Annotated in this window: 22 protein-coding genes; 15 read left to right on the forward strand and 7 right to left on the reverse strand. The window is 55.3% G+C overall.

From position 1 onward, the window contains the following. Positions 1–149: 149 nt before the first annotated feature. The 3 genes from HY010_11995 to HY010_12005 all read right to left on the reverse strand — a co-directional run bounded on the left by HY010_11995 (position 150) and on the right by HY010_12005 (position 2,979). Entirely contained in the window at positions 150–560 is a 411-nt protein-coding gene (locus HY010_11995) for a hypothetical protein (protein MBI3476446.1), read from the reverse strand. Positions 561–920: 360 nt separating this feature from the next. After that, the gene (locus tag HY010_12000; protein MBI3476447.1) at positions 921–2,780 is read right to left on the reverse strand and encodes a hypothetical protein; all 1,860 of its coding nucleotides are present in this window, start codon (positions 2,778–2,780) and stop codon (positions 921–923) included. Beyond that, the gene (locus HY010_12005) at positions 2,764–2,979 is read right to left on the reverse strand and encodes a DUF3761 domain-containing protein (GenBank protein ID MBI3476448.1); all 216 of its coding nucleotides are present in this window, start codon (positions 2,977–2,979) and stop codon (positions 2,764–2,766) included. Before HY010_12005 ends, HY010_12000 begins: the two co-directional genes overlap by 17 nt. Before the next feature lie 658 nt (positions 2,980–3,637). Between HY010_12005 and HY010_12010 the strand changes: the two genes are divergently transcribed. The 13 genes from HY010_12010 to HY010_12070 all read left to right on the forward strand — a co-directional run bounded on the left by HY010_12010 (position 3,638) and on the right by HY010_12070 (position 16,163). Further along, positions 3,638–4,258 carry a poly-gamma-glutamate hydrolase family protein gene (locus HY010_12010; GenBank protein ID MBI3476449.1) on the forward strand — a complete coding sequence of 207 codons (621 nt, stop codon included), beginning with the start codon at positions 3,638–3,640 and terminating at the stop codon, positions 4,256–4,258. 217 nt (positions 4,259–4,475) lie between these two features. After that, positions 4,476–5,282, forward strand: a complete 807-nt coding sequence (locus HY010_12015) for a type IV toxin-antitoxin system AbiEi family antitoxin domain-containing protein (protein MBI3476450.1) — start codon at positions 4,476–4,478, stop codon at positions 5,280–5,282. Next, positions 5,279–6,676 carry a nucleotidyl transferase AbiEii/AbiGii toxin family protein gene (locus tag HY010_12020; protein ID MBI3476451.1) on the forward strand — a complete coding sequence of 466 codons (1,398 nt, stop codon included), beginning with the start codon at positions 5,279–5,281 and terminating at the stop codon, positions 6,674–6,676. Before HY010_12015 ends, HY010_12020 begins: the two co-directional genes overlap by 4 nt. Before the next feature lie 369 nt (positions 6,677–7,045). Further along, the gene (locus HY010_12025) at positions 7,046–8,887 is read left to right on the forward strand and encodes an AAA family ATPase (protein MBI3476452.1); all 1,842 of its coding nucleotides are present in this window, start codon (positions 7,046–7,048) and stop codon (positions 8,885–8,887) included. Then, positions 8,877–10,010 carry a HEAT repeat domain-containing protein gene (locus HY010_12030; protein MBI3476453.1) on the forward strand — a complete coding sequence of 378 codons (1,134 nt, stop codon included), beginning with the start codon at positions 8,877–8,879 and terminating at the stop codon, positions 10,008–10,010. Before HY010_12025 ends, HY010_12030 begins: the two co-directional genes overlap by 11 nt. Then, a complete protein-coding gene (locus tag HY010_12035; protein ID MBI3476454.1) occupies positions 10,007–10,882 on the forward strand; it encodes a response regulator in 876 nt (291 codons plus the stop codon). The genes HY010_12030 and HY010_12035 overlap by 4 nt, the downstream gene beginning before the upstream one ends. 143 nt (positions 10,883–11,025) lie before the next feature. Continuing rightward, entirely contained in the window at positions 11,026–11,280 is a 255-nt protein-coding gene (locus HY010_12040; GenBank protein ID MBI3476455.1) for a hypothetical protein, read from the forward strand. Positions 11,281–11,282: 2 nt separating this feature from the next. Beyond that, positions 11,283–11,768, forward strand: a complete 486-nt coding sequence (locus HY010_12045) for a hypothetical protein (protein ID MBI3476456.1) — start codon at positions 11,283–11,285, stop codon at positions 11,766–11,768. Further along, positions 11,765–12,235 carry a Mov34/MPN/PAD-1 family protein gene (locus HY010_12050; protein ID MBI3476457.1) on the forward strand — a complete coding sequence of 157 codons (471 nt, stop codon included), beginning with the start codon at positions 11,765–11,767 and terminating at the stop codon, positions 12,233–12,235. The genes HY010_12045 and HY010_12050 overlap by 4 nt, the downstream gene beginning before the upstream one ends. Then, complete coding sequence (locus tag HY010_12055; GenBank protein MBI3476458.1) at positions 12,228–13,574, forward strand: ThiF family adenylyltransferase; 1,347 nt, start codon at positions 12,228–12,230, stop codon at positions 13,572–13,574. The genes HY010_12050 and HY010_12055 overlap by 8 nt, the downstream gene beginning before the upstream one ends. A gap of 210 nt (positions 13,575–13,784) precedes the next feature. Then, complete coding sequence (locus HY010_12060; GenBank protein MBI3476459.1) at positions 13,785–14,954, forward strand: DUF4062 domain-containing protein; 1,170 nt, start codon at positions 13,785–13,787, stop codon at positions 14,952–14,954. A 13-nt stretch (positions 14,955–14,967) separates the two neighbouring features. After that, positions 14,968–15,261 carry a hypothetical protein gene (locus HY010_12065; protein MBI3476460.1) on the forward strand — a complete coding sequence of 98 codons (294 nt, stop codon included), beginning with the start codon at positions 14,968–14,970 and terminating at the stop codon, positions 15,259–15,261. Positions 15,262–15,461: 200 nt separating this feature from the next. After that, positions 15,462–16,163 (forward strand): SOS response-associated peptidase, encoded by a 702-nt coding sequence (locus HY010_12070; GenBank protein MBI3476461.1) that lies wholly within the window; start codon positions 15,462–15,464, stop codon positions 16,161–16,163. Between the two features lie 5 nt (positions 16,164–16,168). Here the strand turns inward: HY010_12070 and HY010_12075 are convergent, their stop codons facing one another. Beyond that, positions 16,169–16,570, reverse strand: coding sequence for a hypothetical protein (locus tag HY010_12075; protein ID MBI3476462.1), 402 nt, complete (start codon positions 16,568–16,570; stop codon positions 16,169–16,171). 460 nt (positions 16,571–17,030) lie between these two features. Beyond that, complete coding sequence (locus tag HY010_12080; GenBank protein MBI3476463.1) at positions 17,031–17,525, reverse strand: hypothetical protein; 495 nt, start codon at positions 17,523–17,525, stop codon at positions 17,031–17,033. A 1,548-nt stretch (positions 17,526–19,073) separates the two neighbouring features. On the opposite strand from HY010_12080, the gene HY010_12085 reads away from it, so the two are divergent. Continuing rightward, the gene (locus HY010_12085; protein ID MBI3476464.1) at positions 19,074–20,288 is read left to right on the forward strand and encodes a PAS domain S-box protein; all 1,215 of its coding nucleotides are present in this window, start codon (positions 19,074–19,076) and stop codon (positions 20,286–20,288) included. Positions 20,289–20,315: 27 nt separating this feature from the next. Here the strand turns inward: HY010_12085 and HY010_12090 are convergent, their stop codons facing one another. Beyond that, positions 20,316–23,495 (reverse strand): tyrosinase family protein, encoded by a 3,180-nt coding sequence (locus HY010_12090; protein MBI3476465.1) that lies wholly within the window; start codon positions 23,493–23,495, stop codon positions 20,316–20,318. Between the two features lie 638 nt (positions 23,496–24,133). Between HY010_12090 and HY010_12095 the strand changes: the two genes are divergently transcribed. Further along, positions 24,134–24,583 carry a sigma-70 family RNA polymerase sigma factor gene (locus HY010_12095; GenBank protein MBI3476466.1) on the forward strand — a complete coding sequence of 150 codons (450 nt, stop codon included), beginning with the start codon at positions 24,134–24,136 and terminating at the stop codon, positions 24,581–24,583. On the opposite strand, the gene HY010_12100 is transcribed toward HY010_12095, so the two are convergent. Then, entirely contained in the window at positions 24,584–25,066 is a 483-nt protein-coding gene (locus HY010_12100) for a hypothetical protein (GenBank protein ID MBI3476467.1), read from the reverse strand. It lies immediately after the preceding gene. Positions 25,067–25,256 lie beyond the last annotated feature (190 nt).

The following is a 25,256-nucleotide window of genomic DNA, read 5'->3' on the forward strand; positions in this document are numbered from 1 at the left end:
CGCTCTTGTCAACCGACGACACTCTTCCACAATGGGATGGCCGATTCCGGCAAGTCGGCTTGTGCCAACTCCATAGAGTAGGACTGGCACATGCCCGCTTTTCTTAGATTTCCTTGCGCGCGCAGGAGATGGGGTACAAAATAGCCGTGTCATTCCACGTAGTCCTCGAATGCTTTCAGAACAGTTGCGAAAAGTTCCCGTACCACTCGATCGTACGTTCCTTTCTGAAAGTTCTTTGTGGTCTCGGAGAGAAGTGCGCGACCGTCTTTATCCACGACGACGCGAACGAGCTCGCGTAATTGAATCTCCCTGTCCATTAGGATGACGGGATCCGCCACTTTATCGAACGCATCCCCCGACTCAGCAATAACCTTTAGGTAGATTTCCTCCTCGGTGAATTTGACGAGAAGCTCCTCCAGCATTTCAAGCGACATCGCATCGGGATCAAACTCTGGTCGATCGCTTAAAACGGCACTGAGAGCTTCATCCAGGGCCGTGCGTGTGGCTTCATCATCGATGGTTCCGGTCGGGCAAAGCGCATCAACAATCCGCTCGATCACAACAGTGGTTTCGTGGCCCCGAAAAGCGGAAACGTCGAAACCGACTACACTTTCGCCGCTCCCTCCTTGTGCCAGGTCCGCAACGAGCTCCGAAAGTTTGCCTCCCGCGGATATCGCAGGCGCGAACCGCCGAGTCGCTATCGCAGATCCTCCCAACCCGGAAGAAACGAAACGGCCCAAGGCACTTCGTCCTACTCCGGCGTCCCCACCGGACACGAACCTTCCGAGCGTCGTTCGGAAACCGCGAAAGCGCTGTGAGTCAGATTCTGGTCCGGGACCTTGGTTGTCAAGGTCGGCCCAAGGTGGAACCAGAGGTGAGGCTCCGCCCGATCCTCGGTTAGAGGCCGAAGTGCCCATTTGCTAGCGACCTCCAGATATCGAGCTTCTTGATTTCCCGGTATCCACCGACTGCTTCTTCTTGACAGGCAACTTTGTCACCCACTCCTCATCCTTGAGTAACGGCACTATCCATGCTCCTCCGCTGCCCTCAGGTAGCGAGGCAATGTATTCGCCTAGCCGCGGTGCAGCAGTTGTTGCACGCTTCGCGAGAAATACTGCACCGTGAAATCCCCTCGGTACTTTTAACCAGTCGGCTGTTTTTCTGAGTTCGGTGATCAGCTGGTCCATTACCGGAACGTGGTCCCCTGGTTCCAGTGCAGTAATTGCACGCTCTGCCGCGGTCGAATGAGAGCTTGTCAACTTGAGGAGGACCTCCACCGCTTCGGCTGCCCGAGCTGAGAGGCCAGCGGTCCTGTAAGCGAGGGCAACGCTTTCCCTGCTTAGGTAGACTGCCGGTCGTAGGTCCCGGCCAGCCAACTCAGGGGGCAGCGACACCCATCGGTATAAGAACTCAACATGACGGCTGGCTTCTTTTGGACAGATAGTTTGAAACTTCTCGAGATCGTCTCGACGAGATTCCATCTCTCCCAGTATTTTGGGCTTGCCAGCTGCGGCATCATTTATCTCTCGATAGAACCATTGAACGGTATCAGTGTCCGTACATCTTTCAAGCACAGCAATTTTGGCGAGAAGCACTTCATCGAGGGCCATTCCGCGCTGCGCAGCAATTCTTCCGCGCAGCGAAATCGTGTTGAGCAATCTTTTTACAATTCGGGGATTTGCGGCTATCTCCTTCGAGGTTGCAAGGAGCGGAGCAAGTCTCTCCGCCAGCTCAAGCTTTGGGCCAAAGTCTTTTTGGTTCAACACCGTGAGAATCTCTTCACGGCTCGGATACTCCTGGCGCCAGCCATTCTGAAGGGCACCAGCCAGTAACTCCCTCAGCTTCCCGCGAGCCGCCGCATCAGCGTCGCTTCTGATTGCGAATAGCATTGTCATATAGGCGCGCATCTCGGCGACGCCAAGCTGCGGAACGCGTATCGGAACCTGTACAAGTTTGTCCAGGTAATTCGTGACCAGAATCGGGTCATCCAAATCCTTAAAGTGTTTTCGAATAGAGTGACGAATCATGCCCTCATCAGCGGCGATTATGAACGCGGTCTTAGGCATGAACAGGAAAAGCTTCATCGCCTCAAGAGTCTGAATAGCATGGTCGGGCAGGCATCGATCCAAGTTGTCGATGAAAACAACAACCGTCCGCTTGATGTCCTTTTCCAGGAGTTCCGAAAACTCCTTTCGAAATGCCATGATCTCCTCTGGTGGGGACTTTTCGTCCTCTGGCTTAATGAGACCCCTTGCTCCTTGCTTTACCTTGTTCAGAGCTTCCTTCCCAATTCTGAGATCTTCGGCGCTACCTTTACCTTCCATTACGTGATCATAGGCATCCATGAGCCCGGTCACTATTCCCGGCGGAACACCGAAGGCAACAGTCGCCCCGATCTCAACCGCTTTCCCAACCGCTCGGACATAGTTCACGCGCTTCCCGAGCTGCACAATCTTTTGCAGAACAGTCCGATCCTCTTTCGCAACCTCTTTTAGTCGCGTGGCGATTGTTTCGAGGAGCGCGGCTCTCGCATCATCAAAATCTTGGAACAGCCAGGCATCGAACTTTACGAACAGAAAGTCAGTTTGTTCGTCCTGTCCTCGACCATCTAGCAATCGCTGCTCGATGAGGGTTAATAATGATGATTTTCCCGAGCCCCATCCTCCAAAGACTCCAATAGAGATCGGCAGCAAGGATTGTTCCTTCACCAGTTCGGCGACAAGTATGGCGAGCTCGGTGAAGTTAAGATAGTCGACTTCCGATTCAACGTCGGCCCACATCAGTCCCTTTCCTTTTCCACAGCTTTCTTTCTGAGAGGATTTGTTGAAGCCACTTCGCCACTCCACAGTGATGGGAGCACGATACCCCTGGGCTTCGACTGAAGGTGTCGCTTCTATCTCGACATTGAGCTGTGGCTCCCTTCCGTGTAGCTGAACAGTCTTCCGGTCTTCTGACCGTTTCGCGCTTGAGTTTCCTCATGTAGCTCTATCCGTGCAGAGGGCCGTTGACTTTGTGTGTCCTCAGTTGAATGTTGACTTGCTGGAGATATGGACGGAGGTTGGGTTTCGCCGACAGTGAGAGTAGGGCGAAGCCAGTAACGAGTGCTGAGATCGTGTGATGTGACGGACGAGGAAGGTGCATAGTTCTCCCTGGGGAAACGGAAGTAAACTTGCCCCCTCTAAAACAAGTTCAACAAGAGATGATACGGACTAATTCGGATCTGGCAATAGCAAATAGGTGCCAGATCGTCGCCGCCGGTGGAATCCCTTACACACCGACCGACGCTGTAGCTCTTTGACCGCTGAAAAGCGTAAACCCCGCGTCCTAGTTCGTCCCACTGGTCGCGGCGTTCTGCGATTTGCCATCGCCCCCCATCCCTTCAGCTTACATAATTCAAAGCCGAACGCACAGCAAACCCAATTCCGAATGCGATACAAACAACCCGTTCGTCGCGTCTCGCGTACCTACCTTACCCGGCATTAGGTCAACCACTGGTCTACTATTGGTTCGAGAGAGGCAGGTTCTCGGTTTCTCAGGAGCCGACTCTTGGAATATCGGTCAGCAAGCTACGGTTAAATCTTGTTCGGGAAAAAGAGGGCAAGACGACGGCAATAGATCGACATGTGAAACTAATAGTATGGCAGACAGATATGAGAATTTCGCCGAGCTTGCCGCGCACGAAAGGGAAAATACAGACTTTCAGATTCGCTCGGAGACGCGGCGCGACACGCCGGCCGTTATCGCGCCGCACGGCGGAGGGATCGAGCCGGGTACATCGGAACTCGCCGAGGCCATCGCCGGCGGCGATCTTTCTTTTTATGCGTTCGAGGGACTGAAGAAAGACGGCAATGGCGTGCTGCACCTCACGAGTGATCATTTGGATGAGCCGATCGCCATAGAGCTCGTGAGCGCGTCACCAACGGTCGTGGCGCTACATGGAGAACTAAAGTGCATAGATAAGGTCGCGTTTCTCGGAGGTCTGGACAAGGAGCTGGGACAGCGGATACGGACTGCGCTGGAAGCAGCGGAGTTTGTCGTTAGAATTCATGACAATCCTAACTTGCAGGGCGTCAACAAGAGCAATATTTGCAATCGCGGCCGGAGCGGCCAAGGCGTGCAGCTGGAGATGAGTCGGCCTCTACGCAAGTCATTCTTCGAGTCCTTTGACAGGAGTGGCCGCGAGCGTCCGACAAAAGCGTTCTCGAGGTTCGTGGACACGATACGCGGAGCAATCCTCGGAGAACCTGTCAAAAAATGATCTCCGGCTGCCAATTCGTGGAAAGATGAAGTTGTGCTCGCACAGAAAAAAGATCGCAAGAAAGAGTTGGAGACATACTACTTGGGAACAAGCCCGCCGTGCTTCAGGGATCTTTCCCGCCGGGATTTATTGGAGTTTGGCTCACGTCCTCGGCGTAGCTATATTATTATACACATAGTTCCCATAAAACGGGAACTTAACGTGATATTATATAGCCGTGAAACGCGAGACCGACCCATTGCCAGCTTCCCGCGCACGGCTTGCTTCCGTGCTCCGCGCCGCCAAAGAAGTCGTGTCTGTCGATATTGTGACAGAGACCCTCGGTATCGAGCGGCGCGAAGCCGCAAAGCTTCTGTCACGGTGGAGAGGGCAGGGCTGGCTCCGCAGGATCGGTCATGGGCTCTATGTTCCCGTGCCCTTGGATTTGGCCGGAAGCGAACAGGTAGTGGCAGATCCGTGGGTGCTTGTTCCTACGCTCTTTGGTCAATGCTATATCGGCGGCTGGAGTGCGGCTCATCATTGGGAACTCACCGAGCAGCTCTTCAATGAGACCTTTGTCTTTACTACGCGCCGTGTCACTCTGAAGCATGTGACCGCGCAGGGCGCCGCATTCCTGTTGCAGAACATAAAACCAAAACGCCTGTTCGGATTGAAAACTCTGTGGCGCGGCTCCGCCAAGGTGTCGATCTCGGACCCCGCGCGCACGCTTGTCGATATGATCGCTGCACCGAAAGTAGGGGGCGGCATCGATCACGTGGCGGATTGCCTGAGTAATTATTTCGGGAGCAAGACAGCTGATCGCGAGCTCTTGATCCGTCACGCGGAGCAATTCGACAATGGGGCTGTGTTCAAGCGCCTCGGATTTCTTGCCGACACGCGACTTCATGACAAGAAGCTCGCGGATGAATGCCGTGCGCGGTTGACGCACGGTTATGCCAAACTCGATCCGGCGCTGCGCACCAAGAAGCTTGTCACTGCCTGGCGACTGTGGGTGCCGGAGGCCTCGAAAGCCGCGACCTCATGATCGACAAGCGCGAAATCCTCGAAGCCGCGTCATCGTTTTCGCTGCTGCCCAACGTTGTCGAGAAAGACTATGTCCTGGGCTGGATACTGGCCGGCATCAACGCGCATGAAGAGCTCGCGGAAAGTTGGGTTTTCAAGGGCGGCACCTGTCTCAAGAAGTGCTACTTCGAGACTTACCGTTTCTCAGAGGATCTGGATTTTAGCCTGCGCGATGAAAGCCACCTCGCCGAAGAATTCCTGAAGCCGGTATTCGAGGAAGTCGTTGCGTGGGTGACAGAACAATCAGGATTGAACATCCCTGCCGACCAGCTTGAATTCGAAATCTACGACAACCCGCGCGGCAAGCCAAACTGTCAGGGGAAGATCGCTTATCGCGGACCCGTTTCTCCGACATCGGGCGGCTGGCCCAAGGTCAAGCTCGATCTCACGGCGGATGAGAGGCTGGTGCTTCCCTCCGTGCGCCGCGAGGTCTTTCATCCGTACACCGACAAACCCGAGGGAGGTATCTGGGCCAATTGCTACGCCTACGAAGAAGCCTTTGGTGAAAAATTGCGCGCGCTCGGAGAGCGGACGCGGCCACGCGATCTCTACGATGTGGTGAACCTCTATAGGCACGCCGACAGCCGGCCTACGGCCGCGGTGCTGCTGGACGTGCTTCGGCAGAAATGCGATTACAAGGCAATCCCAGTGCCCACCTTCGCATCGCTGATGCCGCATCGCCAGGCGCTTGAGGCGATGTGGTCCGACATGCTTTCACACCAGCTTCCGGTGCTTCCTCCGCTCAATGATTTCTGGGACGCGCTTCCGGAAATCTTCACCTGGATGACGAGCGGCGCGCCGGTTCCGCAGCGCGCGATCATCCAGCACGGTGCCGGCGAAGTGGCGATCCGCACGCGCCTACTACCGATAGGAGTTCCCCTTCCTGCGCGGTCGACTCTGGAAATTATCCGTTTCGCAGCGGCGAACCATCTGTGCGTTGATCTCACCTATGACCGAAGTGTGCGCCGCATAGAGGCGTATTCGTTGCGGCAGACGGCGGAAGGGTATTTTGTATTGCATGCCATCCGCACAGACTCAGGGGAGCACCGTTCGTATCGCGTGGACCGGATGCAGGGCGCAACCGTCACATCGCAGGTTTTCACGCCGCGTTACGCGGTTGAACTGACTTCGACGGGACCGCTCGCTGTCGCACCATCGACTGTAGTATCGCGCATGCCAAGCATGCGGCGGGGGGCAAGAACGAGGCATCAAGGGCCGACTTATGTGTACCGTTGCACCGTTTGCGGAAAGATTTTTAACAGGAAAACGATGGACGGCTCGCTGAACCCTCACAAGAATCGTCAGGGCTATCCATGTTACGGACGGTTTGGGGTGTACGTTCGCACCAAGTATTAGAGCTGCGAAATGGCGGTTTCGCTCAGCCACGTCTAGGCTGGTAGGATACCTGCGATTTTATTGGCGGTCGCCATCTTGCAAGGTCCCCGGCTTCCATTTTTCCGCCTCGTCTTTGTAATTTTTGGGGTTTAATGGATACGAAGCTGGATACCATGAAACAGAGCAGATGTTGCAACTCGCGCTGCATCTGGAAGTTCTTGTTTGTCATTAAATCCGACGGTGGTCTATCGAGGACACTAAAGACATCGGTCTCAGAGACCTACTTGTGTTGCATACAGCATGGAGTTTGTACGACACGTTTGGTGTTATGACGATATGACGAATCAGAGTCAGAAACGGCCTGCTCATCACTTGGTCGTGAGTCTTAATGTGACAGGCGGCTTTTTGGCGGACGCGCAATTGGAGTTCGCCGACGGGTTGAACTGCCTGATCGGAGGCCGAGGGGCTGGAAAGACAACTGCTCTTGAGTTTCTTCGCTTCGGTCTCGGACTTATGCCAGACCCCAAGGCGGATCCACAGCGACATCGGTCCATCGAAGCATTGGTCAAAGCGAATCTTGGAACCGGGCAGCTCAGGATCGAACTTCGCACCAGGACTGATATGCGGTATACAGCCAGCCGTAGTTTTCACGAAACTGTCCAAGTCTTGAACGAAGTAGGTACAGCAGTCCCGATTTCGCTAGATCGCGACCAAATATTCAGCGCAGACGTTTTTAGCCAGAACGAGATTGAGGAGATCGCCTCTAGCCCCGCTGCCCAACTCGAACTTCTCGACCGCTTTCAAGAACCCGAGACTGTAGCAATTGATCGCGAGTTGGAGCAACTGCAACGCCAGCTTGATCAATCGAGCACCGACCTTCGTCGCATTGATCAAGAAGTAGAGGACGTTCGCGGCCGGGCCTTGGAGCTCCCTGTGTTACAGGAAAAGCTGAGAGGTCTCGCCCAGGTTGCAGGTCCCGACGCTGATCGCATCAACGCGGCACATGCCGCAAAGAGCTTGCGCGCCCGCGAAGAGAAGGTACCAGAACTCATTATCGCTTCTTTGCAAAAGCTTGCACGGGACATCGGATCAAGCCAGTTGGCGTTTCAAACGGGCGTAGATGCCCAACTCGACAGTCAAATTCGACAGGCCGCCAACCGCGAAGTCTTTCAAGCGCTTGAGACCGACCTCGCAGCCTTTAAACGCCGCCTAGCCGAGATCATCCGATCGATCGAGAACGACGCTCAAGCCCTTGAGCAACGGATCCGTATGCATGCAACTGCGCTTGCTCAGCGTCACGCCATTCAGGAGTCTGAGTACCGAACCATTATCGAAGCGTCGGAGGAACAAGGAGAACGCGCCGCTGAGCGGATGTCGCTGCAAGCATCTCTTACGAATGCACAATCTGCCGCCGCCGAACAGGTGGCCAAAGAACAACAACGGGAAGGCATGATGAAGACGCGCGCAGAATTGCTGAAGCGAGGTTCAGAACTGCGCGATCAACGTTTCGCCCTGAGGAAGAAGGTCGCGGAGCGTCTCTCAACTCAATTCCCAAGTATCCGTGTCACGGTGACGCAGTCGGCTGATTTGGGCGATTATCAGGAGATTGTGACCGAGGCGCTCAAGGGTTCGGGCGTTAAACAAGGCACGGCCGCAGAGCGATTGTGCCACGTATTTTTGCCAGACGAGTTAGCCCAGGTTGTCGCAAGAAAAGATGTCGACACGCTCGGGCAACGGACAGGATTCGACGAAGACCGCTCTAGGAAAATCCTGAATGCCCTACTCGGCGGCGGCACTCACTACACGATTGGGACTGTGGCCCTTAACGATCAACCTTCCATCGAACTTCTCGACGGTGACACTTTCAAAGAATCAACACATCTATCGACAGGACAACGATGTACAACAATTTTGCCCATCCTGTTGACCCAAAGCGAACGGCCTCTGTTGATCGATCAGCCTGAAGATAATCTCGACAACGCTTTCGTCTACGACACCATTGTCCGAGCGCTGCGAGCGATCAAAGGCAGCCGCCAAGTGATTTTTGTGACGCACAATCCAAACATACCGGTGCTTGGCGAAGCCGAACGTGTTTTTGTGTTCTCCTCAGATGGCCAACACTCCAGTCTCAAGCAGGTCGGAACCGTCGATGATTGCAAGGAACAAATCGAGAGAATTCTGGAAGGCGGCCGGGAGGCGTTTCTGCTAAGAAAAAAGCGTTATGGCCACTGATGAGACATTAACTCACCGGGACTTACTGGCTGCGCTGGAGTCACCCGACTGGTCTGCCACAGTTCAGGCGGTGGCCGCCGCAGAGACACGCTTACGCGGCTCCATCGTCGGCGATCCCCCATTCGAAGAGATCGTCGCGAGGCTCGTTGCTCTCGCGAGTCACACGAAATGGGAGGTTCGTAGGGCCGTCGCAAACGCCGCTGCGCAGGCTCCTCACTCCATATTTGAGAGAGTGTTGGCAAAGCTTGCCCTTGATGACAACAGCCGCGTTCGGCAGGCCGCGGAATACGCGGCCCTCCGACGTCGTGACTCTCGCCATGCGAGCACCTTGGGGAAGCAACATGAAGACCGCATCAACTCAATACTGGATGATTTCGAAGCCCGTTTCGGCTCGAAGGGTCGGGATGCCGTAAAACGTGCTGCCGAACAAATATCGAATATCTTCGCCCGCGAACTGTACCACGAAGTCATCAAGCTGCTATCGCCGCTCGCGGTTTCAGCCGACCGACTACGAACGCAGCTTTCAGATCCCAATGTTCGACCAGAAGCACTTGCGGAGGAAGCCGAGCGTATCGGACGCCGGGTGAAACAAGTTCGTGCCGTTTTGGACGGGATGCGTGCCTATACTGCTCAACCGACACTCACTTTCAAGTCAGAAGTCTTGCGAGAGCTCGTTCAAGAAGCAGCCGGCGTGGCGCGTGATAGCGATGGGGAAGGCAAGTCGCAACGCCCGTCTATCGGTGTCAACGTGCCATCGGATGTAGTTGTGGACGTCGCACGTGCGCGGTTCGTTCAAGCTCTTACGAATGTCTTGCTGAATGCGATTGAAGCTTATCGAGATCTGGAAGCGCTCAAGCCAATTCAAGTCAGGGCTGATCCGCAGGAGGGCCTCGTCACCATTACAGTGGAGGATTCAGGATGTGGCATGTCCACTGAAGGGCAACGTGACGCAGTTACTCTGTTTGCGACAAGCAAACCAAACGGTACCGGTGTCGGTTTGCCACTCGCAGTGAAGATTGTCGAGTCTGAACACGGAGGTCGACTAACCATCGAAAGCGTGAAAGGCCGTGGAACCATCGTTCGTATCATCATCCCAAAACATCGGCCCGTGGATCATGTATGAAAAAGCGGCATATCGCTCTGATTGTTGAGGACCATAAGGAAACTGCGGAAGACCTCCGCGAGATCCTGCGGTCGATCGACTGTGACAGTGTCATTGTGGATAATCGCGAAGATGCTCTAGCCGCGCTTCAGGACAAGTCCTTCTGTTTGATTCTGTTGGACTTGCAGATCAAGAGTGCGGCGGCCGAGATCAAAGGTCACGTCGAATACGGTAAGGCACTTTTGCGCACAATTCGCCAGAAGTACGGCGACCATAACGGAGTTCCCTTCTGGTTGCCCGTACTCATTGTCAGTGGATTCGCGCGTGAGTTTGACGACGCCGTCGACGTAATGAAAGACGGCGCCAGCGATATTATACGGAAGCCGTTCGAAAGCCAGCAGGTGTCCGAAGGGATACGCCAGGCCCTCCAAGCCAGTGGCCGCCAGACGCACGAGCAATGCCACGAGTCACCCCCTACACAAGGTCCGAACCTGAAGGCCGGAGTCGAGATCGCGATTCCAGGGGACAGGATTGGGCGCCGAACCCGTATAACAATCGCGTCCAAGCCCGTGCCCCTCACAAACGCTTCTTTGAAGGTGCTCTTGCGTCTGATGATCGCTAAGCGAAAGGGAGCGCCCGTGCACAAGATCGAGTTGGGCGCGACAGCAGAACAAGGCTTCAAGGGGATTTCCACACTGCAGAATGAACTCAAGCCAATCTTGGGCGATGTCAAAATCATCGAGAACGATTACCACGGCTACTACAGCCTCGTGGACAATGTGAGAATCGGGAAATGTGCCGTTACCAAGCTACTCGATATTGGTGACCATACGATATCAGGGCTCGCCAAAGAGCTGACCGAAAAGGCGCCGCGCCGTACCAGGAAAGTCTGATGGAAACTCTGAAGAGTTTCCGACACACCTCCGCCGTCGTTACTTACTAGATCCCACCTCTAGAGTCATATCAAGCGCCCGCTCTGCCGGGGCAGCTGGTCCAACAACGCGGGCGCAAGAGGTACAGGCAGGCAGGAGGGTCCATGGAAGTCCACGTCACGGTTCGCAGCAGCGATGGCAGCGTTGAACACCCGTTCAAGGAGTCGGCAACCATCGCCGACGTTAAGAGCTACGCATACGATCACATCAAGCCAAACGGCATCAGCTTGCAAGGCACATTTCTGACTTTTGGCGGAACTCGCATTGTAAATGAGCAACTGACGCTGGCCCATTTCGCCCAGGGAGAACACAAGAAGTCAGCCCTGTTCGTCATGACATGGGAAAACCAGGCAGGCTAGCCGTGGACATCATTTACCGCCAACTTATTCGGCAACAGTTCGAACGTCTCGTCCAGGAAGTGGAACTAGAGGGCGTGTTGCCCTCCCCGGTAATGCTGGGCAGACGTGTCATTACGGCGGTTGATGGCATCAGGACCTCCGGAATCAGTGATCGCTACTTGCTGGCAATCGATACGGATCGGTTTCCAATCGAAGCGTTTGATGTCGGTTTTCTCGATCCGAGCTCGGATCCTCTGTCGCAGCAAACAGCTCCGATTAAGAATCCCATGTGGTTCCCCGACGACGGTGAGCAACGATTCAAAACCGTGTTCCCGAAAGAACCCCGGGTCTTTATCTGCATCGAGCCGGGCTTCTCACGGGAATATTTTATTTTCCACCTAAATGATAGCTGGAATCCTCATTATTGGTCGCTGCTGGAAGTCGTGCGGCAAGTTCGCAACGCACTTAGCTCGAACCTCTACAAGGGACCGATGTGGGAGAAGCAATGACTGTCTGGAGGCCGCGAGCTAGCTATTCGAGGATTAGCGTTCCCCTCCCCATTGTCGGCGAAACGCTCGATGCTCTGCGGCGTTTTGGTGCTGTCGAAAACATTGTTTACTGGGCCGGCCTTGAAGAAGGTGACCACGCAAGGATTGTTCGCTTGATCGAACCGGAGGCACATCGCACCAGAAGGTATGTCCATGTCGATGGCGAGGAAGTGGCTCGAATCGTAAACGAGATTTATGAACGAGGTGAAGTCCTCATCGTACAGCTCCACACGCACCCTGCGGCTGAGGACCACTCTGAAACCGACGACTGCGGTACGGTTTCCAAACGTAACGGTTTCATTTCTCTCGTCGTTCCGTTCTTCGCCCTGCTTTCAAAGCCTGATGCACCTCTGTGGTTTGGTTACGAACTCCAGGACGGGGGTTGGTTCGAGTTAGACGTAGCAACGAGGTTGGCTATCAATGATTAGCCTTGTGGGAGGCCCCATCACCCCCGAAGAACTGAGGAAGTCAAAGGAACTGTTTTACATGCTGCGGGATCAGCGCACCGCAGAAGGCAACCCGTACATTCAGCAGGTAGATTCTGCAGACTTGGCTGTAATCGTTAGTCAGCGATCGGCGCAGAACCTCAACTGCCAAGTCCTTCTTCTCACCCTCTTCAACACGCTCCTCAGGATGGGGCTTTTTTTTGCCGCCCCCAAGATCGAAGTACCGAACGCGGAACTGCTCGTACGGACCGCCACGCTCAAATCCACCGACCTACCCAGCGCGGTAAGAGAACTCTCAAACAACGTTGACCCGCATTGCGCGATTCGGCCTTACTCCGATGGCGCGCACACGATAATCTCAATTGGGAATAATGAAATCTCCGCAAATGATGTGATCGCCGGCGGCGTTCTAAACCATCGGGCAGTCGTTAGTTCTGAGAGTTTTGAAAGTGATCAAGACTTTAACCCATACGCCTCTGTGGCCGCTGCGTATGCGGTCCTCGCCGAGGTCTACAAAGCCTTCTTTGGTGTACAACTCCGAAGGCCGCGGCTAGACAATCTCTCACTTTCATATCCCGTTCCTCACAAATCGGATATCGGGCGAACGCTGCTGGTCGGAGCGGGTGGTATCGGCCATACTTTTTCCTGGGCGCTTCAGTTCTGCTCTTTGACGGGAGTGATCGATATATGCGATTTTGAAAATATCGAACCATCCAACCTCAATCGCTATCTCTGTGCCTTCGTCGATGATGTGAACATAAGGAAAGATCAGCACCTTGCCAGGTATATCCGCTCCAATTCTCAGGTCGAAGCGAACGCTCTGGGCGGAAAGTACGAAGATTTGGTGGGAAGAAATTCGATACGCATCAGACAGTACGATAGGGTAGTCGCATGTTTAGACAATGTGGTGTCAAGGTATGCCGTCCAATCCGATTTGCCGCGCTTGCTGCTAAACGCCGGCACAAACGCATATTCATTTCAGGCATCGCGACATGATTTCTTGAACGGAGGTTGTTTGGCGTGCTTATTTCCACCGCGCAAAGGCACGAGCCACGAACAACGTGTGGCGTGCGATCAACTTGCGCAAGGGGAAACACTGCGACCAACAGAGAGCTACAGCATGGTGACAGGTCTTGCGGGTCTGTATCTACTTTTGCAGTTGTTGGCCGACCGCAACTGGTCTCCTCATCATCAGGGAAATGCCCTGCGGTTAGATTCTATTGTCGACGAGGCGCGAAGAAAAGATCCTGAATGTGTTCTCTTCTGCGAAGAACCGCAAGTCCAAGCTCGCTTTCGCGAGAATTACGGTCCCGAGTACTGAGAGCCACTTCACCCAAGGCACTTCGGACGCTGCGTTAGAACCGCGTAATCGCTGCGAGTTTAATAGGCCCAGTGATTTCACGTCAGATGCACTTGTTTATCACACTGGCGGCAGATCTTCAGAATTGGTTGCTCAACGGATAGAAAGTTTCATTGCGATGATCCTCTTCGGTCTGTCCCCTCTGGCGCCAAGCCCTCGTACAATAGATCTATGCCAAGGCGATCCGGTAATCAGGTCGAGCCGCTTCTGATCGATCGCGCGGCGGCAGCGGAATTACCGTCCGCCGAGGCGGTGCGCGAGTGGGCCCGCGAGAAACGCGCGTTCGTTTCGAGCGTGATGTCCGAACTGCCGGAGGAGCGCTACGCCGTCGCCGCCGGCATCCGCGCCGTAGGCCTGCGCGTCGTCATGTTCGAGGAGTTCGGTGGACGCGACGCGGACCCGGAAGAAGCGTACCTTGCCGAGGTCGAGGGCTCGGACATTTACATCGGCATTCTGGGCCGGCGGTACGGAAAGCCATTGAAATCGAGATATTCGGCAACGCACGCGGAATATCTTCACGCCGAAAAACACGCTTTGCGGATGGCCGTGTGGACTTTGGCGGCGCCGGATCGGGAGGGGCACGAGCAATCCTTCCTCGACGAGGTCCGCACTTTCTACGTCGCCCCTGAATTTCGCACGGCGGCTGATCTGCAGCGGCAGGTCGATGAAAGGCTGCGCGCGATTGCCGCCGAGGACTTGGCACCCTGGTGCAAATTAGGGAACGTAATCTTCCGCGCCATGGAGGTCAAAGACCGCGGCTCGACCATACAAGTGACGGCACGCGTCAAGGACGACACCGTGGCGCGCGCCCTTGAAGAGATGCGCGGAGATCGTTACAACCGCGGAACCAACGCGCAGTTCACGTGGGCCGGCCGCAGTAAGTATGTAAAGGTCGGAGAGGTCCACGTCACCACGACGACGGCTCGGTCGAAGATGTTTCGCCTGGAGCTCGAAATTCAGGACGGTCCGCAAGAAAACATGATGGAGGTCAGCATTGGCGGAAAATCTTCTGCCGATTTGACGGAACTTTCATTGCGAAGCGTGTTGTTCGGCGAGCCCAATCCCCTTGCCGATCAATACATGGGTTTCGCCAGCGAAATTGCGGATCCGCTGGCGCCGCTGCGCGAAAACCGGGTGTCGGAGGAAATCATCCGGCCACTTTCGGAATTGCTGATCACCGAACTTCTGGTCGGCACCGGACGCGCGCGGAGCGTCATCAGGTACCGGCTCGGGGTGGCAATCCGGGGACATCGGAACCTGAGCTTGTCATGGGAAGCGCCCAGCCGCTATTCGAACGAGAGACCGGCGCTTCGCAGCGTCAAGGGAGAAGTCAACATCTGAGAGAGGTGGCCGCATGACGATCGAACGCAGAATGATCGTAGGGATCGACGACATCAAAGCCGTCACGTTCGAGTGCTCGAAGTGCGGCGCCAGAATGCCGATTGCTGTAGGTTCGCTGCGCGAGGTTCCTCAGCAATGCCCTTCATGTAATGAGGTGTGGTGGCGGAGCAATGATTTCCCTGCGCACGTCACTACCAGTGGACCGGCAGCCACGGCATTTATTCAGGCGGTAAGGGTGTCGGCCGCAATGATCCGCGACAAGACGGATACGTTCCGCATCCTCCTAGAATTTGAGGAACCGAAATAATTCGTCCTGGCCGGACTATTTCTGGATCTGCGCCCGCGGCGGGATACTTCTGTTTCACAACCCATACGATCACGTGGCACACAACCGGCACACAGCCAATCAGAATCAATCAATATTTATGCGAGTCTTCCCATCTGGCTGATAGGCCGTCAGCCAGAGCAGTGACGCATTACTCTGCGCCTTTGCTAAACTGCTGGTCCATGTGCGGACGTTATCGGCTCACCGCCAAAGAGCGTTACCTCCGTGACCACTTCGGTCTCAACGAAGACCCTCCTTGGACACCACATTGGAACATCGCGCCCACCCAACCAGTGGCTGTGATCCGTCAGGACCCAAAGGAACCGAAACGCACTTTTAGCCTGCTTCGTTGGGGGCTGATTCCGCATTGGGCCAAAGACGCGTCGATCGGATTCAATACCATCAATGGGATGTCGGAGACGGCTGCGGATAAGCCCGCTTTTCGTGATGCCATGAGCCGGCGCCGGTGTTTAATCCCCGCGGACGGGTTCTATGAGTGGCAAAAACTAGGACCGAAACGGAAGCAGCCTTATTGCTTTGGAATGAACGATGGCTCTGTGTTTGCTTTCGCTGGTTTGTGGGAACGCTGGCGAGATCCGGCCGGCGAAGTACTCGAAACATGCACAATTCTCACCACGAAGCCGAACTCGCTCGTTGCCGACGTGCATGACCGAATGCCAGCCATCCTGAAGCCCGAAGACTACGACCTGTGGCTCGACCCTGGCATGACAAATGTGGCGCTCTTGGCCGACTGTTTTACCCCGTTCGATCCCAGATTGATGAAGAAATATCCGGTCAGCACACGAGTCAACCGTGCCGAGAACGACGACCCCGAGTGTGCGCAAGAAGCTCCAATCGCGAACACAGCCCCGTCGTTGTTCTGAAACGCTCAAGCGGCTACGCGAAACGCCGAGGTTTTAGCAATCCCATATTTAAGCTCTAGAAAAGCTTCCAACTTCTTCGGCAACACTGCCGAGAGTTCCTGCCAGGTTAGGATTTTGCACCTGGTTCTGAGATCCGTGGACCGCACGCACTTCATGACGGCGTACCAGTCTTCGATGAGATCAGGGCGCCTCGAATCCAGCAGCACACAGAAGGACAGGTTGAGTGCATAGGCGGCAAGCACATTCCGGAGCAGCTGATAAGAAACGTATTCTTGACCACGGCGTGGTAGTTTACGCCACTCGAATACTTCCTTCAGGTCGCGATATCCTTCGACGATCTCGGGTTCCTGAGCTTGAAAGCCTGACTCCGTGAGTTTTGCTTCGAACAGAACGGTGCCCAGCTTCATGTCGATCTCAGTTCGCTCTACGAATCCTGAGGTCAAAGGGACGCGCGGTTTGAATCCAAACTCCTGCAGAGCGCCAGTCTCGGTTCCCAAGAGCAATCTGAGCTCTCTACTTTTCGTCACCCCGGGATAGCAGAATATGTTCATCAGCAGAGCGTCAGAACTCATTGAGGAATCGAGTTCCTTCCATACGCAGTCGCATTTCGGTAATGCGCGCTCGCCTTGGCTATGCACTTTCTCGAGTCTTCGCCGCCATTGCGGCCGGCGCAGAATTGCACGATAGCTCGCCGAAATGAAATTGCCGTGCTTCTTCCCACACGGAGATGCCTGATAAACGACAACTGGCGTTGCTCCATAGCTGGTCACATGAGGCAGTTGCTCGTGTACAGCGTACAAGGCGTTTCGAGCGCACAGCTCACTACGTAGAAGAGAAGCGTATGGCCTGGGCTCGTTTGGCATGGTCTTAGTGGCGCAGCCTTGCTTGGATCATCTCGGCGAGGCGAATACTGTCCGCGATCTTCGCCGCTACCGATGGCGACGGCCTGATCTCCTCTTTATTCAGTCGGACCGCCGCGATCAGCGAGGCAGCGATGAGTATTGCGGCATTCGACCTCTTCTCCTCTGGGTTGTTAATCGTGGCTTCTTCCCTCCGATGCACCGAACACGTATTGCTGGGCGACGGCTGTCCCTTGAAGACCTCCGCAGCACTGTAGCGAAACGCTGTCCAGCAGCAGGAACAACTGACGATCACCGGATGCTGGGGCGCCGGCTCTGACTTGTCCGGTTCTGCGTGCTCGATCTGCGGATCGACCGCGCGACAGGTGATGGTGCAACTGCACTTCTTGCACTTCACTACCCAGGCATTGGGTAAACCCGAACTCGCTGCGTTAAACACGCCACCAGTATAGGCGAAGAAAAGGAGAATATCACTACCGTGAATCTTGCCCCGTAGAAACACCTATTCTCTTCTCAAGCCTCGCGCACATCTTGACGCAGCCGGCTGCGAAACTGATCAGATTTCAATGGGTTTGGCGGGGGGTGAGACTGAACAGAGCGAGCTAAGAAGTTGCGGGTTCCAGCCTCGTCGCGGCAGCCGCCTGGAATCAAAAAGCTAACCTGTTTGGGCCGGAACGAGCTTGGCCAACACGTTCCCTACGACCTGTGGCTGGTGCTCTCCGGCGCTCCCGACCAATGTGTACGACCGCTCGTAACCTTTGGGCCCTTCAACTTTCATCTCCCAGCAGTCATTGGCCCGAGAGCCCAAAATTGTCACGCACCACACTCCAGGCCTGTGGCTCAACACGTGCTCAACTATGGCAACAATCTCGCTCCTCACGGGTACGTCACCAATGTTCTGGAGGTCAACCGTTACTGACATACGCTATTGTACAAACCAAACAGCGCTATTTTCGCACTCAGCGATTCGCGTCGGCGGATTATCGCGAAAACTGCTCAGGTTCGGGGGGGTCGACCCGCGAATTGCGCATGGGGAGACTGCGGTTTTGTTCCTGCTATGATTCTTGGCCGAGGGGGCAAAATGTCTAGCCTGAATCACGTGTTGTCGGCGCTGCAGTCTGAGCAGAAGATCCTTGAGCGGCAATTAAAGCAAGTGAAGAGAGCGGTTGCGGTATTACGCGGACTGGGAGGTCGGAACAGGAAAGGGCCGCGTAAGGGAATGTCAGCGAAGGCCCGGGCCAGTATCGCAGCTGCTCAACGGGCACGATGGGCAAAGTGGAGGGCGGCCAAGAAGAAATGAAGGTGAGGTCGGTATACAAGCAAGCCGCCCTAGTGGTTGGGTCGAGGAAGGCTCGCCAGAGCTTGTACTTCGATCATGGCCTCCGGAGCGGATGCGGCGGAGATGGCAACACAACATTTGTCGAGAATGACAGTGCGGACTTTTTAAGTTGAACCTCTCCCCAACTAGCCTCGGATCGAACCTTTCTCTGAGTTGCACCACCAGTGCGTAGCCCGAATGTTGTCAGGATGGTCGTCCCTCCACGCGCCGCCCATACCCTTTGGATCCTCATGGTCTGGCACGACGTCGCCGTAGTCCGTGAGCTCTTCGTGGCAGATTGCGCATTTTCTGTCCTGTTCAACAATCTTGCGGTTGAGGAGCCTCCGCATTTCCGCAGGTGACCTGAGTTCTCGATAGCCTCGTGGGTGATGCGGATCGTCGATTCTCTGAACACCTAGGCCTACTCTACGTTCCCTCCGAGTTTGCTCCCGGCCGCAACAAAACCGGGACCTGTGGATCGGACAGAATTGGTTGCGACGGAGTCTCATAAAATTCCCTCCTGGCGACGCAGCTTATGGGTCAGTGGCTTCCACGAATTTGTTGAAGAAGGAGGACAATGCAGGCTGGCTTGACGTACTAGCAGTGCGGCGCTACTATCGGGCCGGAAACAGCATTCTGCGCCTACCCCGCGGCAGTGCCATGGAGCGAGTTGACCGACTCCGACGTGGATTCTTCTCTAGCCAACTCTCAAGGTTTGGTTGGCGGATCAGTTTGACCCTTTTCTCCTTGGCATTTGCAATCCTGGTTGTGGCGCTCCTGGCGGCAAGAATCAACAGTATCGATCTCTCATCCCTATTGTTGGGCGTGGCTCTTGCCACCCTTTGTGTGGTGCTCGTCTTTCTCTTCAGGTTCCTGCACCTGGCGAACGAACAGCATCAGCAAGCAGACTCCGCACTCGATACCACCGAAGCCTCACTTTTGGAGAGCGAGGAACGGTTCCGGCAGATGGCCGACAACATTCAGGAGATCTTCTGGATGATCGATGCGGAGTCCAGGAAAACCCTCTACGTAAATCCAGCCTACGAGACCATCACAGGGCGGACCCGCGAAGCTCTCAAAGAAGACCCGCTCTCATACGAGGAGATTATTCATTCCGAAGACCGTGTCCAAGTGCTCCTCAAGCTTGAGGAGGCCACTCGCACCGGAGACTTTGACCAACGGTTCAGGATCGTTGTGCCGAGTGGCGAAGCACGCTGGGTCTGGGTTCGCGGATTCCCGGTACGGGATGCCAAAGGCAGGATCCGCCGGTTGGTGGGTACAGCGCTCGACATTACGACGCAGAAACAAGCAGAAGAGGATGTCGCTAGAAACTTGGCATTGGCAGAATCCGCGTGGTCGGAGGCTGACGCCATGCGCAAAGCGACGTTGGCTTTGACTCAAGACCTGCGCATGGACAATGTTCTGGATACTTTGCTTCAATCTCTCTTGGAACTGGTCCCCTACGAATCCGCGCAGATTTTGCTTCAGGAATCGGACGCCCGGTTGTTTTTAGCACGGGAAGCTCCTCGCCACGACCCGACAAAACAGGTCACGAAGTACCCTCTGATTCTTGACGCTACCGATCTCCCGCTTGTTCAAAAAGTCCTTCTCAACCAAAGCAGTATTTTGCTCATGGATACTAAGCAGGAAGCGGAATGGCGAACAATCAAGGGTTCCGGACAGCCGCGCTCCTGGCTGGGCGTTCCGTTGATTGCATCACACCAGACCCTGGGGCTGCTTTCCCTGGGCCACTCCACGCCCGGCACTTTCACTCAGGAACATCTGCGGCTGGCCAAATTGCTCGCTATTCCGGCCGCAGCAGCAATCCTAAATGCACGTCTGTACGAATGCGCCAAGATCTGTGGCACTGAACTCGAAAAACAGAGTTCTGATCTTCGGGACGCACAAAACGCACTGCAACAGTTTCAGAATCGTCGTCCTTCCTAATATCCGGAGGACGATCCGTGCGTGATGTTACCGGCGCGACCTGGCCTTCTTGACCTTCTTCTTTGGCTGTTTCTCGCGAAGCGCCGCTTTTGTCGTGGCCGCTTCTTCCGGAGGGCTAAACATTCTGACCACTCGCGGGAACGCCGCAGCCCCGCCCTTTTCCGACCCGGTAATGCTGAGCATCCGGACCATTTCAGGATCTCTTTCAGTCATATCGCCCACCTTTGCCAACTTGGCCACGGCCCGCTTGACCGGCCGCGATGCCGTCTCCGATTTGATGGTGATTCGAGTTTCCGCTTGCGCTCTCTTCTCGTCCCGGCCCTTGACGGGTTTGCCCGGTGTACGCTCACTCGGTGGTTCCGGGCAATGCTCTTCCAGGCATTTTGCCAGAGCTTTCACGTCGATACCAGCCTCACGCAATTTCTCCAACGCACGTTCAGTCAAAACCTTGCCTGACAAGAGGCAATGTAGCAATTCGCAAAGGGTATCGCCCTTGGCCGGGGTGGTGCTGTAGTCACCATAGTAAACCGCGGCAGTGAGGGACTTTTCGCGAGTGAACTTGTCGCTCGAATTGAAATAACCCTCCGCTCTCACGCGGCACGGGTAGACCCCAGCCGAGGATGTGGTGAAGGCAGCAGAATAAACTCCAGTGCTGACCCGCTCGAGCTTTAGGTTCATGGCGCTCGAATCGGGTGTGGTGATCTCCGCCCACACAGTCGCGTCCGCGGCAAACGGAACGTCATACTCTTTTAGGGACGCTCGGAGTGTGACCTTAGCGCCAGGCTTCAAGGAGTCCTGTTCGAGTCTGGCGTCAAATTGCAGATTGGAATAGGCGTGAGCCACGAGACTGTAGGGTATCGACTCGGCGGTCGCGTTGTCCCGAAATGCCGCGGCAAATGTTCTGTTCTTCAGAAGGTTCTCAATTTCTCTTTTGCCTTTGATCGAAAGAATCGCCTTCCATTTCCCCGCATGACTTCCGCCCGGGTCAGCTGCGAGTGCCGGTAGCGTTACCCGGTAAAAGGCGACTTGTGGTCCAGTCGCGTATTTGACATTTGGTCCACCTGTGGAGGGTTTGATGATCTTTCCAGAGGGCGTTTCCAAGGTGAAATCTAACAGTTGAGGCAGCGGACACAAGGCGATGACGTCGGCATACACATCCGCGTCGGTCAGGTCGAACGGGATCACGTGTTTCGAGCCGAAGAAGAGCGAGCCCTGCGGATCGAGGAGCACGTTCATATTGGTTACGCCAGCAAGCACCTGCACGAAGTATTTGGTGAGATTGAAGCCTTGTTCAGCGCTAGAAATGTTACCCGTGATGATCAAATCGCCATGCGTGTTCGATGTGATCTGTTGCAACACTGCGGCGCTCACATCACCGGGCAGGCCGAAACCGATCGCGTAGGTTCGGTTCGTGATCGTGCCAGCAGGCAATTCGGCGACATAGGGATGCCTGTTTTCAATTCCGTCCGTCAGGACCACCATGGACCGGTTGGTGTGGGTGGCCAAACCGAGTTCCGTGGCCCCTTGCAGAATGCCCCCGCCAATGCAGGTCCATCCGCGAGGATCAAGCTCAGTCCCCGCTACGACAGGCGGTACAGCACCGGCGCTGACTGCCTGCATGGGTGCGGGCGTGGCAATGAGGTCATCAAACGAGACCAAAGCGATCTCATCATTAGGAAGCATGAGGGTGTTGAAAACACTCACAGCGTTCTTGAGAAGTCTGCTCTTGGTGCTCGTCCCGCCCGCAGGATCCGCCATGCTTCCGGAGCGATCCAAGACCAGGGCAACGGAGTTGTTTTCGCGAGGTACCGTTGTAGCGGTCAATCCGACGTGGAAATCACCCAGTGGGTATTCGCCGCCTACTGTGGCCGCGAAATATCCTTCCTGATCCAAAAGGTAGGCATGAATGTCGACGCTGCTGTTGGCAATCGGTCCAGCGACGGCCGCTAACTGAACCCAGACATATCCGTAGAAGAAGTCGGCATTGTCATCAGGATTTGCAACAAATTCGGTTCCCATTGACGTCAGGCCGAAGTTGCCCGTCGGAACTCCCGTGATCCGGAAGTTCACGGCACGACATCCAGTCACTTTGAACTTTATGGCCTTGTAGGTAGTAAGGCCTTCGGGAACGTTGGTGAACGTCAGTGTGCCGCCAGTCTCATTGTTCAGATCAGGAAGGTCGGAGTCATACCACACGATCGCCTTGTTGTTGACAACGCCGGAAGGGGCGACATCCACGCCGAAATAGCGGTCGGTCGCGGTTCTGCCGAATGTCGCCATGTTCTCGTTCACTCGGGTCAGACCGTTCGCAGCAGGCGTGGAGTTGTCCGGCAGATATTGCGCGGCAGACGGATTCTTTTGTTCCCAAACGGCCCAAAGCCGGTCGATATTGCAGTGGTGAAAGAAGAAGACCGGATCGTTTGGTGACGTGCCCGGTTGCATGGATCCATCTACCCAACGATGCACGGAGTTGTGGATCTGTCTCGGACCGACCCAACCTTCCAGCGTATTTCTAAAACTGCTCAGATTCGCCGCGGAGATATTCCAAGGATTGCTGTCGTAGGGAGTAATGCCGAGCGCCGTCCTGACGCTGTCAGGAGTCGGGAGCCCCGGACCATCACCACCAAAGTGCCTCCGGAGAAACCCAAACCCTTCTTCATCGCAGTTTAGGGTCCATCCGCTCGCTTGTGAAAAGGCTCCAGTCGTGACCTTGTCGTTGGGATTTCCGGCACCATCCCCGCCCAAGAAATCTACCGTAAAAGGAAAGCCGGGATCGGCCGCACTCTGATCTTTGGTCCAATCCCAATACGGAAGGGTCAGATTAGGATCTCCCGCCGCATTTTGGAGTTCCTGCTCATAGAGCTTCAGCAACTCGCGATGCCACGGACCAAAGGCAGGTCCTCTATGGGCAAAGTTTGGACCGCTACTGCCGTTCGGGCCCTGCATCATCACCTGATGATGGGCCCAGACAAAGTCGTCATAGCGACTGACCAACGTTGAACCCGGAGGCAGCATACCCATCGCAATATCGTTGGCAATGTCTGCGGCGACATCGGCTCGGGAAATGAGCAGGCTCGGGTGAAGAGCCGGATTCTTCAAAGCCAGCACCGCATTCTTCAACTTCATTAGAGCGGTATTGGGTTTGTCTGTGGCGGAGGCGCTGTTGTATTCGGCAAAGAGGGTTCTGAGGTTCTTCCGGCACTTCATGTGATTCTCCTCGGAGGAACTCTGGTTCTCTTGGATAGTGCGCCCTGAAGCCGAAGTGTTTCAACTCCCGCGGCATTTATGCCGCGGAGAAGGCAATTTGGCTGGGTGGGCATCCTGCGCTATTACCGTACCGTAAGCGTTCTACCACGAGGACGAGTGGTTCGCGTGGCAGGGTTTGACGTCTGCAGGACGAGTGTTTCGGACCTACTGGCCGGGATCACGACCGAGGAAAAGAAAAATAACGCGGATACGATCCGCTGGTTAAGGATGTATCACCTCCTTTCGCTCAACGCAGCGGAAGGTATACCAACGCCGCGACGCCCAGCCGATGAAGACCTGCCGTCGTGGACTCTTTCTGGAGGATGTTGCTATGTCCAGCCCTCGAGTTATAGTGTGCTCCGCCGAGACTTTCTGTAGTTGCACCAGGGCTCACGCCCTCAATCCTGCTCGCGACTCCCACTCGTAGGTCGTGGTGCAGTATGAGCAGTTCCGAAGTTGCGCTTTGGTGGGACAGAGACGCAGACCGCGCGGGGAGACCCATTCGGCCGGATGTGCGAGCCGCTGCGCACGGAATCTGGGCTTGCGCCTGCAGGCAGGCTGAATCACTCATCTCCGACTGTAGCCAGGCTGCGGACATCATGGAGAGCACCGTCGCTCAGGTATCCCGTTATCTCGATCGCAATGGTGTCGTCGTGTTCTCACGAGAGATGGAAGGCCTTCTCATGACTGCGTTTCAGAGAGCTCTCTATCGTCGTATAGCCAAACTCAGGCGAGTCGAGACCTGGGGCGGGACGGGAGAGCTATCCCATCGGCTTGTTGATCGGACGTGGGCGCATCAAGTCCATGCCCACCTCGAACTCGATCAAGTTGTGCGACTGCTCTGCGAAAGAAGCCGAACAATCCTGGCCCTGCGCTACGCGGGCTATACCTGGAAGGAATCCGCGAAGCTGCTAGGAGTATCGGTCCCTGCATTGCGTAGTGCTTTCTGGAGAGACGTAACCCGAGTGAAGAGCGAACTGAAGGGTCATTCCGAGCAGCCTGCGAGTCAGGATCAGCGGGACATCACTACCAATGATCCATGTGGCTAGTCATGCAGACGTCGCAAGGCTGTCCTCATAGCGTTCGTCATCAATGTCTGACTGTGAGGGCTTACCCATCTGTTCTTCGTATGCAGCTCTTTCCTTCTTGCTTTCTCTCACGGGCAATAGTTCCGCATGGCTTGGAGGAAACACGAAGTCTTTGACAAAGTTCAGCCGGTCGATATTCAACCTCCGTCCTACAACTTCTTTGCCATGCTCCATGCAGAACTCCGAGAAGTCCTCTGCATCGATGATTTCCCTCTGTAGCTTTCCAGTCTGCACGACACGGCATTTTAACCAGCCCAGCGATATCCATCGCTGAACCTCCTCGGCCCGGATGTGCAGTGCCTCGGCAAGCGTGTATTTGGTGAACCAGTCCTGGCCCATCCTGGCGCTGGCACCCAGCCGGTGCAACATCGACCGGATGGAGCCTGGCGAACGTCTCATCGTAATGGCAACTTCTGGCAAGGGTTGGACAGCAATCAGATCCAATAGCCTCTGCTGCGTTCGTTCGGGCCACTGAACGTAGGCCCGTTTACTCACAATTCCAGACTGACGCAGAAACCTCCAGCACGCGTCTCTTGGGTTGCCGGAGACATCGACCAACTTCGTGACCAGTGCCCGAAGTTCGTTGCCAGAATCTTGCCCATGCGGCTCTGCCCGCCGGGCATTCAAGTGGATT

Source organism: Acidobacteriota bacterium (assembly GCA_016196065.1).
Classification (GTDB): Bacteria; Acidobacteriota; Terriglobia; order Terriglobales; family Acidobacteriaceae; genus Acidiflorens.

Excerpts from the sequence above, each read along its gene's own strand:
- HY010_12060 (MBI3476459.1), top strand. The coding sequence starts at position 13,785 with ATGCCAAGGCGATCCGGTAATCAGGTCGAGCCGCTTCTGATCGATCGC.
- HY010_12040 (MBI3476455.1), top strand. The coding sequence starts at position 11,026 with ATGGAAGTCCACGTCACGGTTCGCAGCAGCGATGGCAGCGTTGAACAC.
- HY010_12055 (MBI3476458.1), top strand. The coding sequence starts at position 12,228 with ATGATTAGCCTTGTGGGAGGCCCCATCACCCCCGAAGAACTGAGGAAG.
- HY010_12070 (MBI3476461.1), top strand. The coding sequence starts at position 15,462 with ATGTGCGGACGTTATCGGCTCACCGCCAAAGAGCGTTACCTCCGTGAC.
- HY010_12065 (MBI3476460.1), top strand. The coding sequence starts at position 14,968 with ATGACGATCGAACGCAGAATGATCGTAGGGATCGACGACATCAAAGCC.
- HY010_12035 (MBI3476454.1), top strand. The coding sequence starts at position 10,007 with ATGAAAAAGCGGCATATCGCTCTGATTGTTGAGGACCATAAGGAAACT.
- HY010_12010 (MBI3476449.1), top strand. The coding sequence starts at position 3,638 with ATGGCAGACAGATATGAGAATTTCGCCGAGCTTGCCGCGCACGAAAGG.
- HY010_12020 (MBI3476451.1), top strand. The coding sequence starts at position 5,279 with ATGATCGACAAGCGCGAAATCCTCGAAGCCGCGTCATCGTTTTCGCTG.
- HY010_12030 (MBI3476453.1), top strand. The coding sequence starts at position 8,877 with ATGGCCACTGATGAGACATTAACTCACCGGGACTTACTGGCTGCGCTG.
- HY010_12095 (MBI3476466.1), top strand. The coding sequence starts at position 24,134 with ATGGAGAGCACCGTCGCTCAGGTATCCCGTTATCTCGATCGCAATGGT.
- HY010_12000 (MBI3476447.1), bottom strand. The coding sequence starts at position 2,780 with ATGTGGGCCGACGTTGAATCGGAAGTCGACTATCTTAACTTCACCGAG.
- HY010_12005 (MBI3476448.1), bottom strand. The coding sequence starts at position 2,979 with ATGAGGAAACTCAAGCGCGAAACGGTCAGAAGACCGGAAGACTGTTCA.
- HY010_12075 (MBI3476462.1), bottom strand. The coding sequence starts at position 16,570 with ATGAAGCTGGGCACCGTTCTGTTCGAAGCAAAACTCACGGAGTCAGGC.
- HY010_12050 (MBI3476457.1), top strand. The coding sequence starts at position 11,765 with ATGACTGTCTGGAGGCCGCGAGCTAGCTATTCGAGGATTAGCGTTCCC.
- HY010_12090 (MBI3476465.1), bottom strand. The coding sequence starts at position 23,495 with ATGAAGTGCCGGAAGAACCTCAGAACCCTCTTTGCCGAATACAACAGC.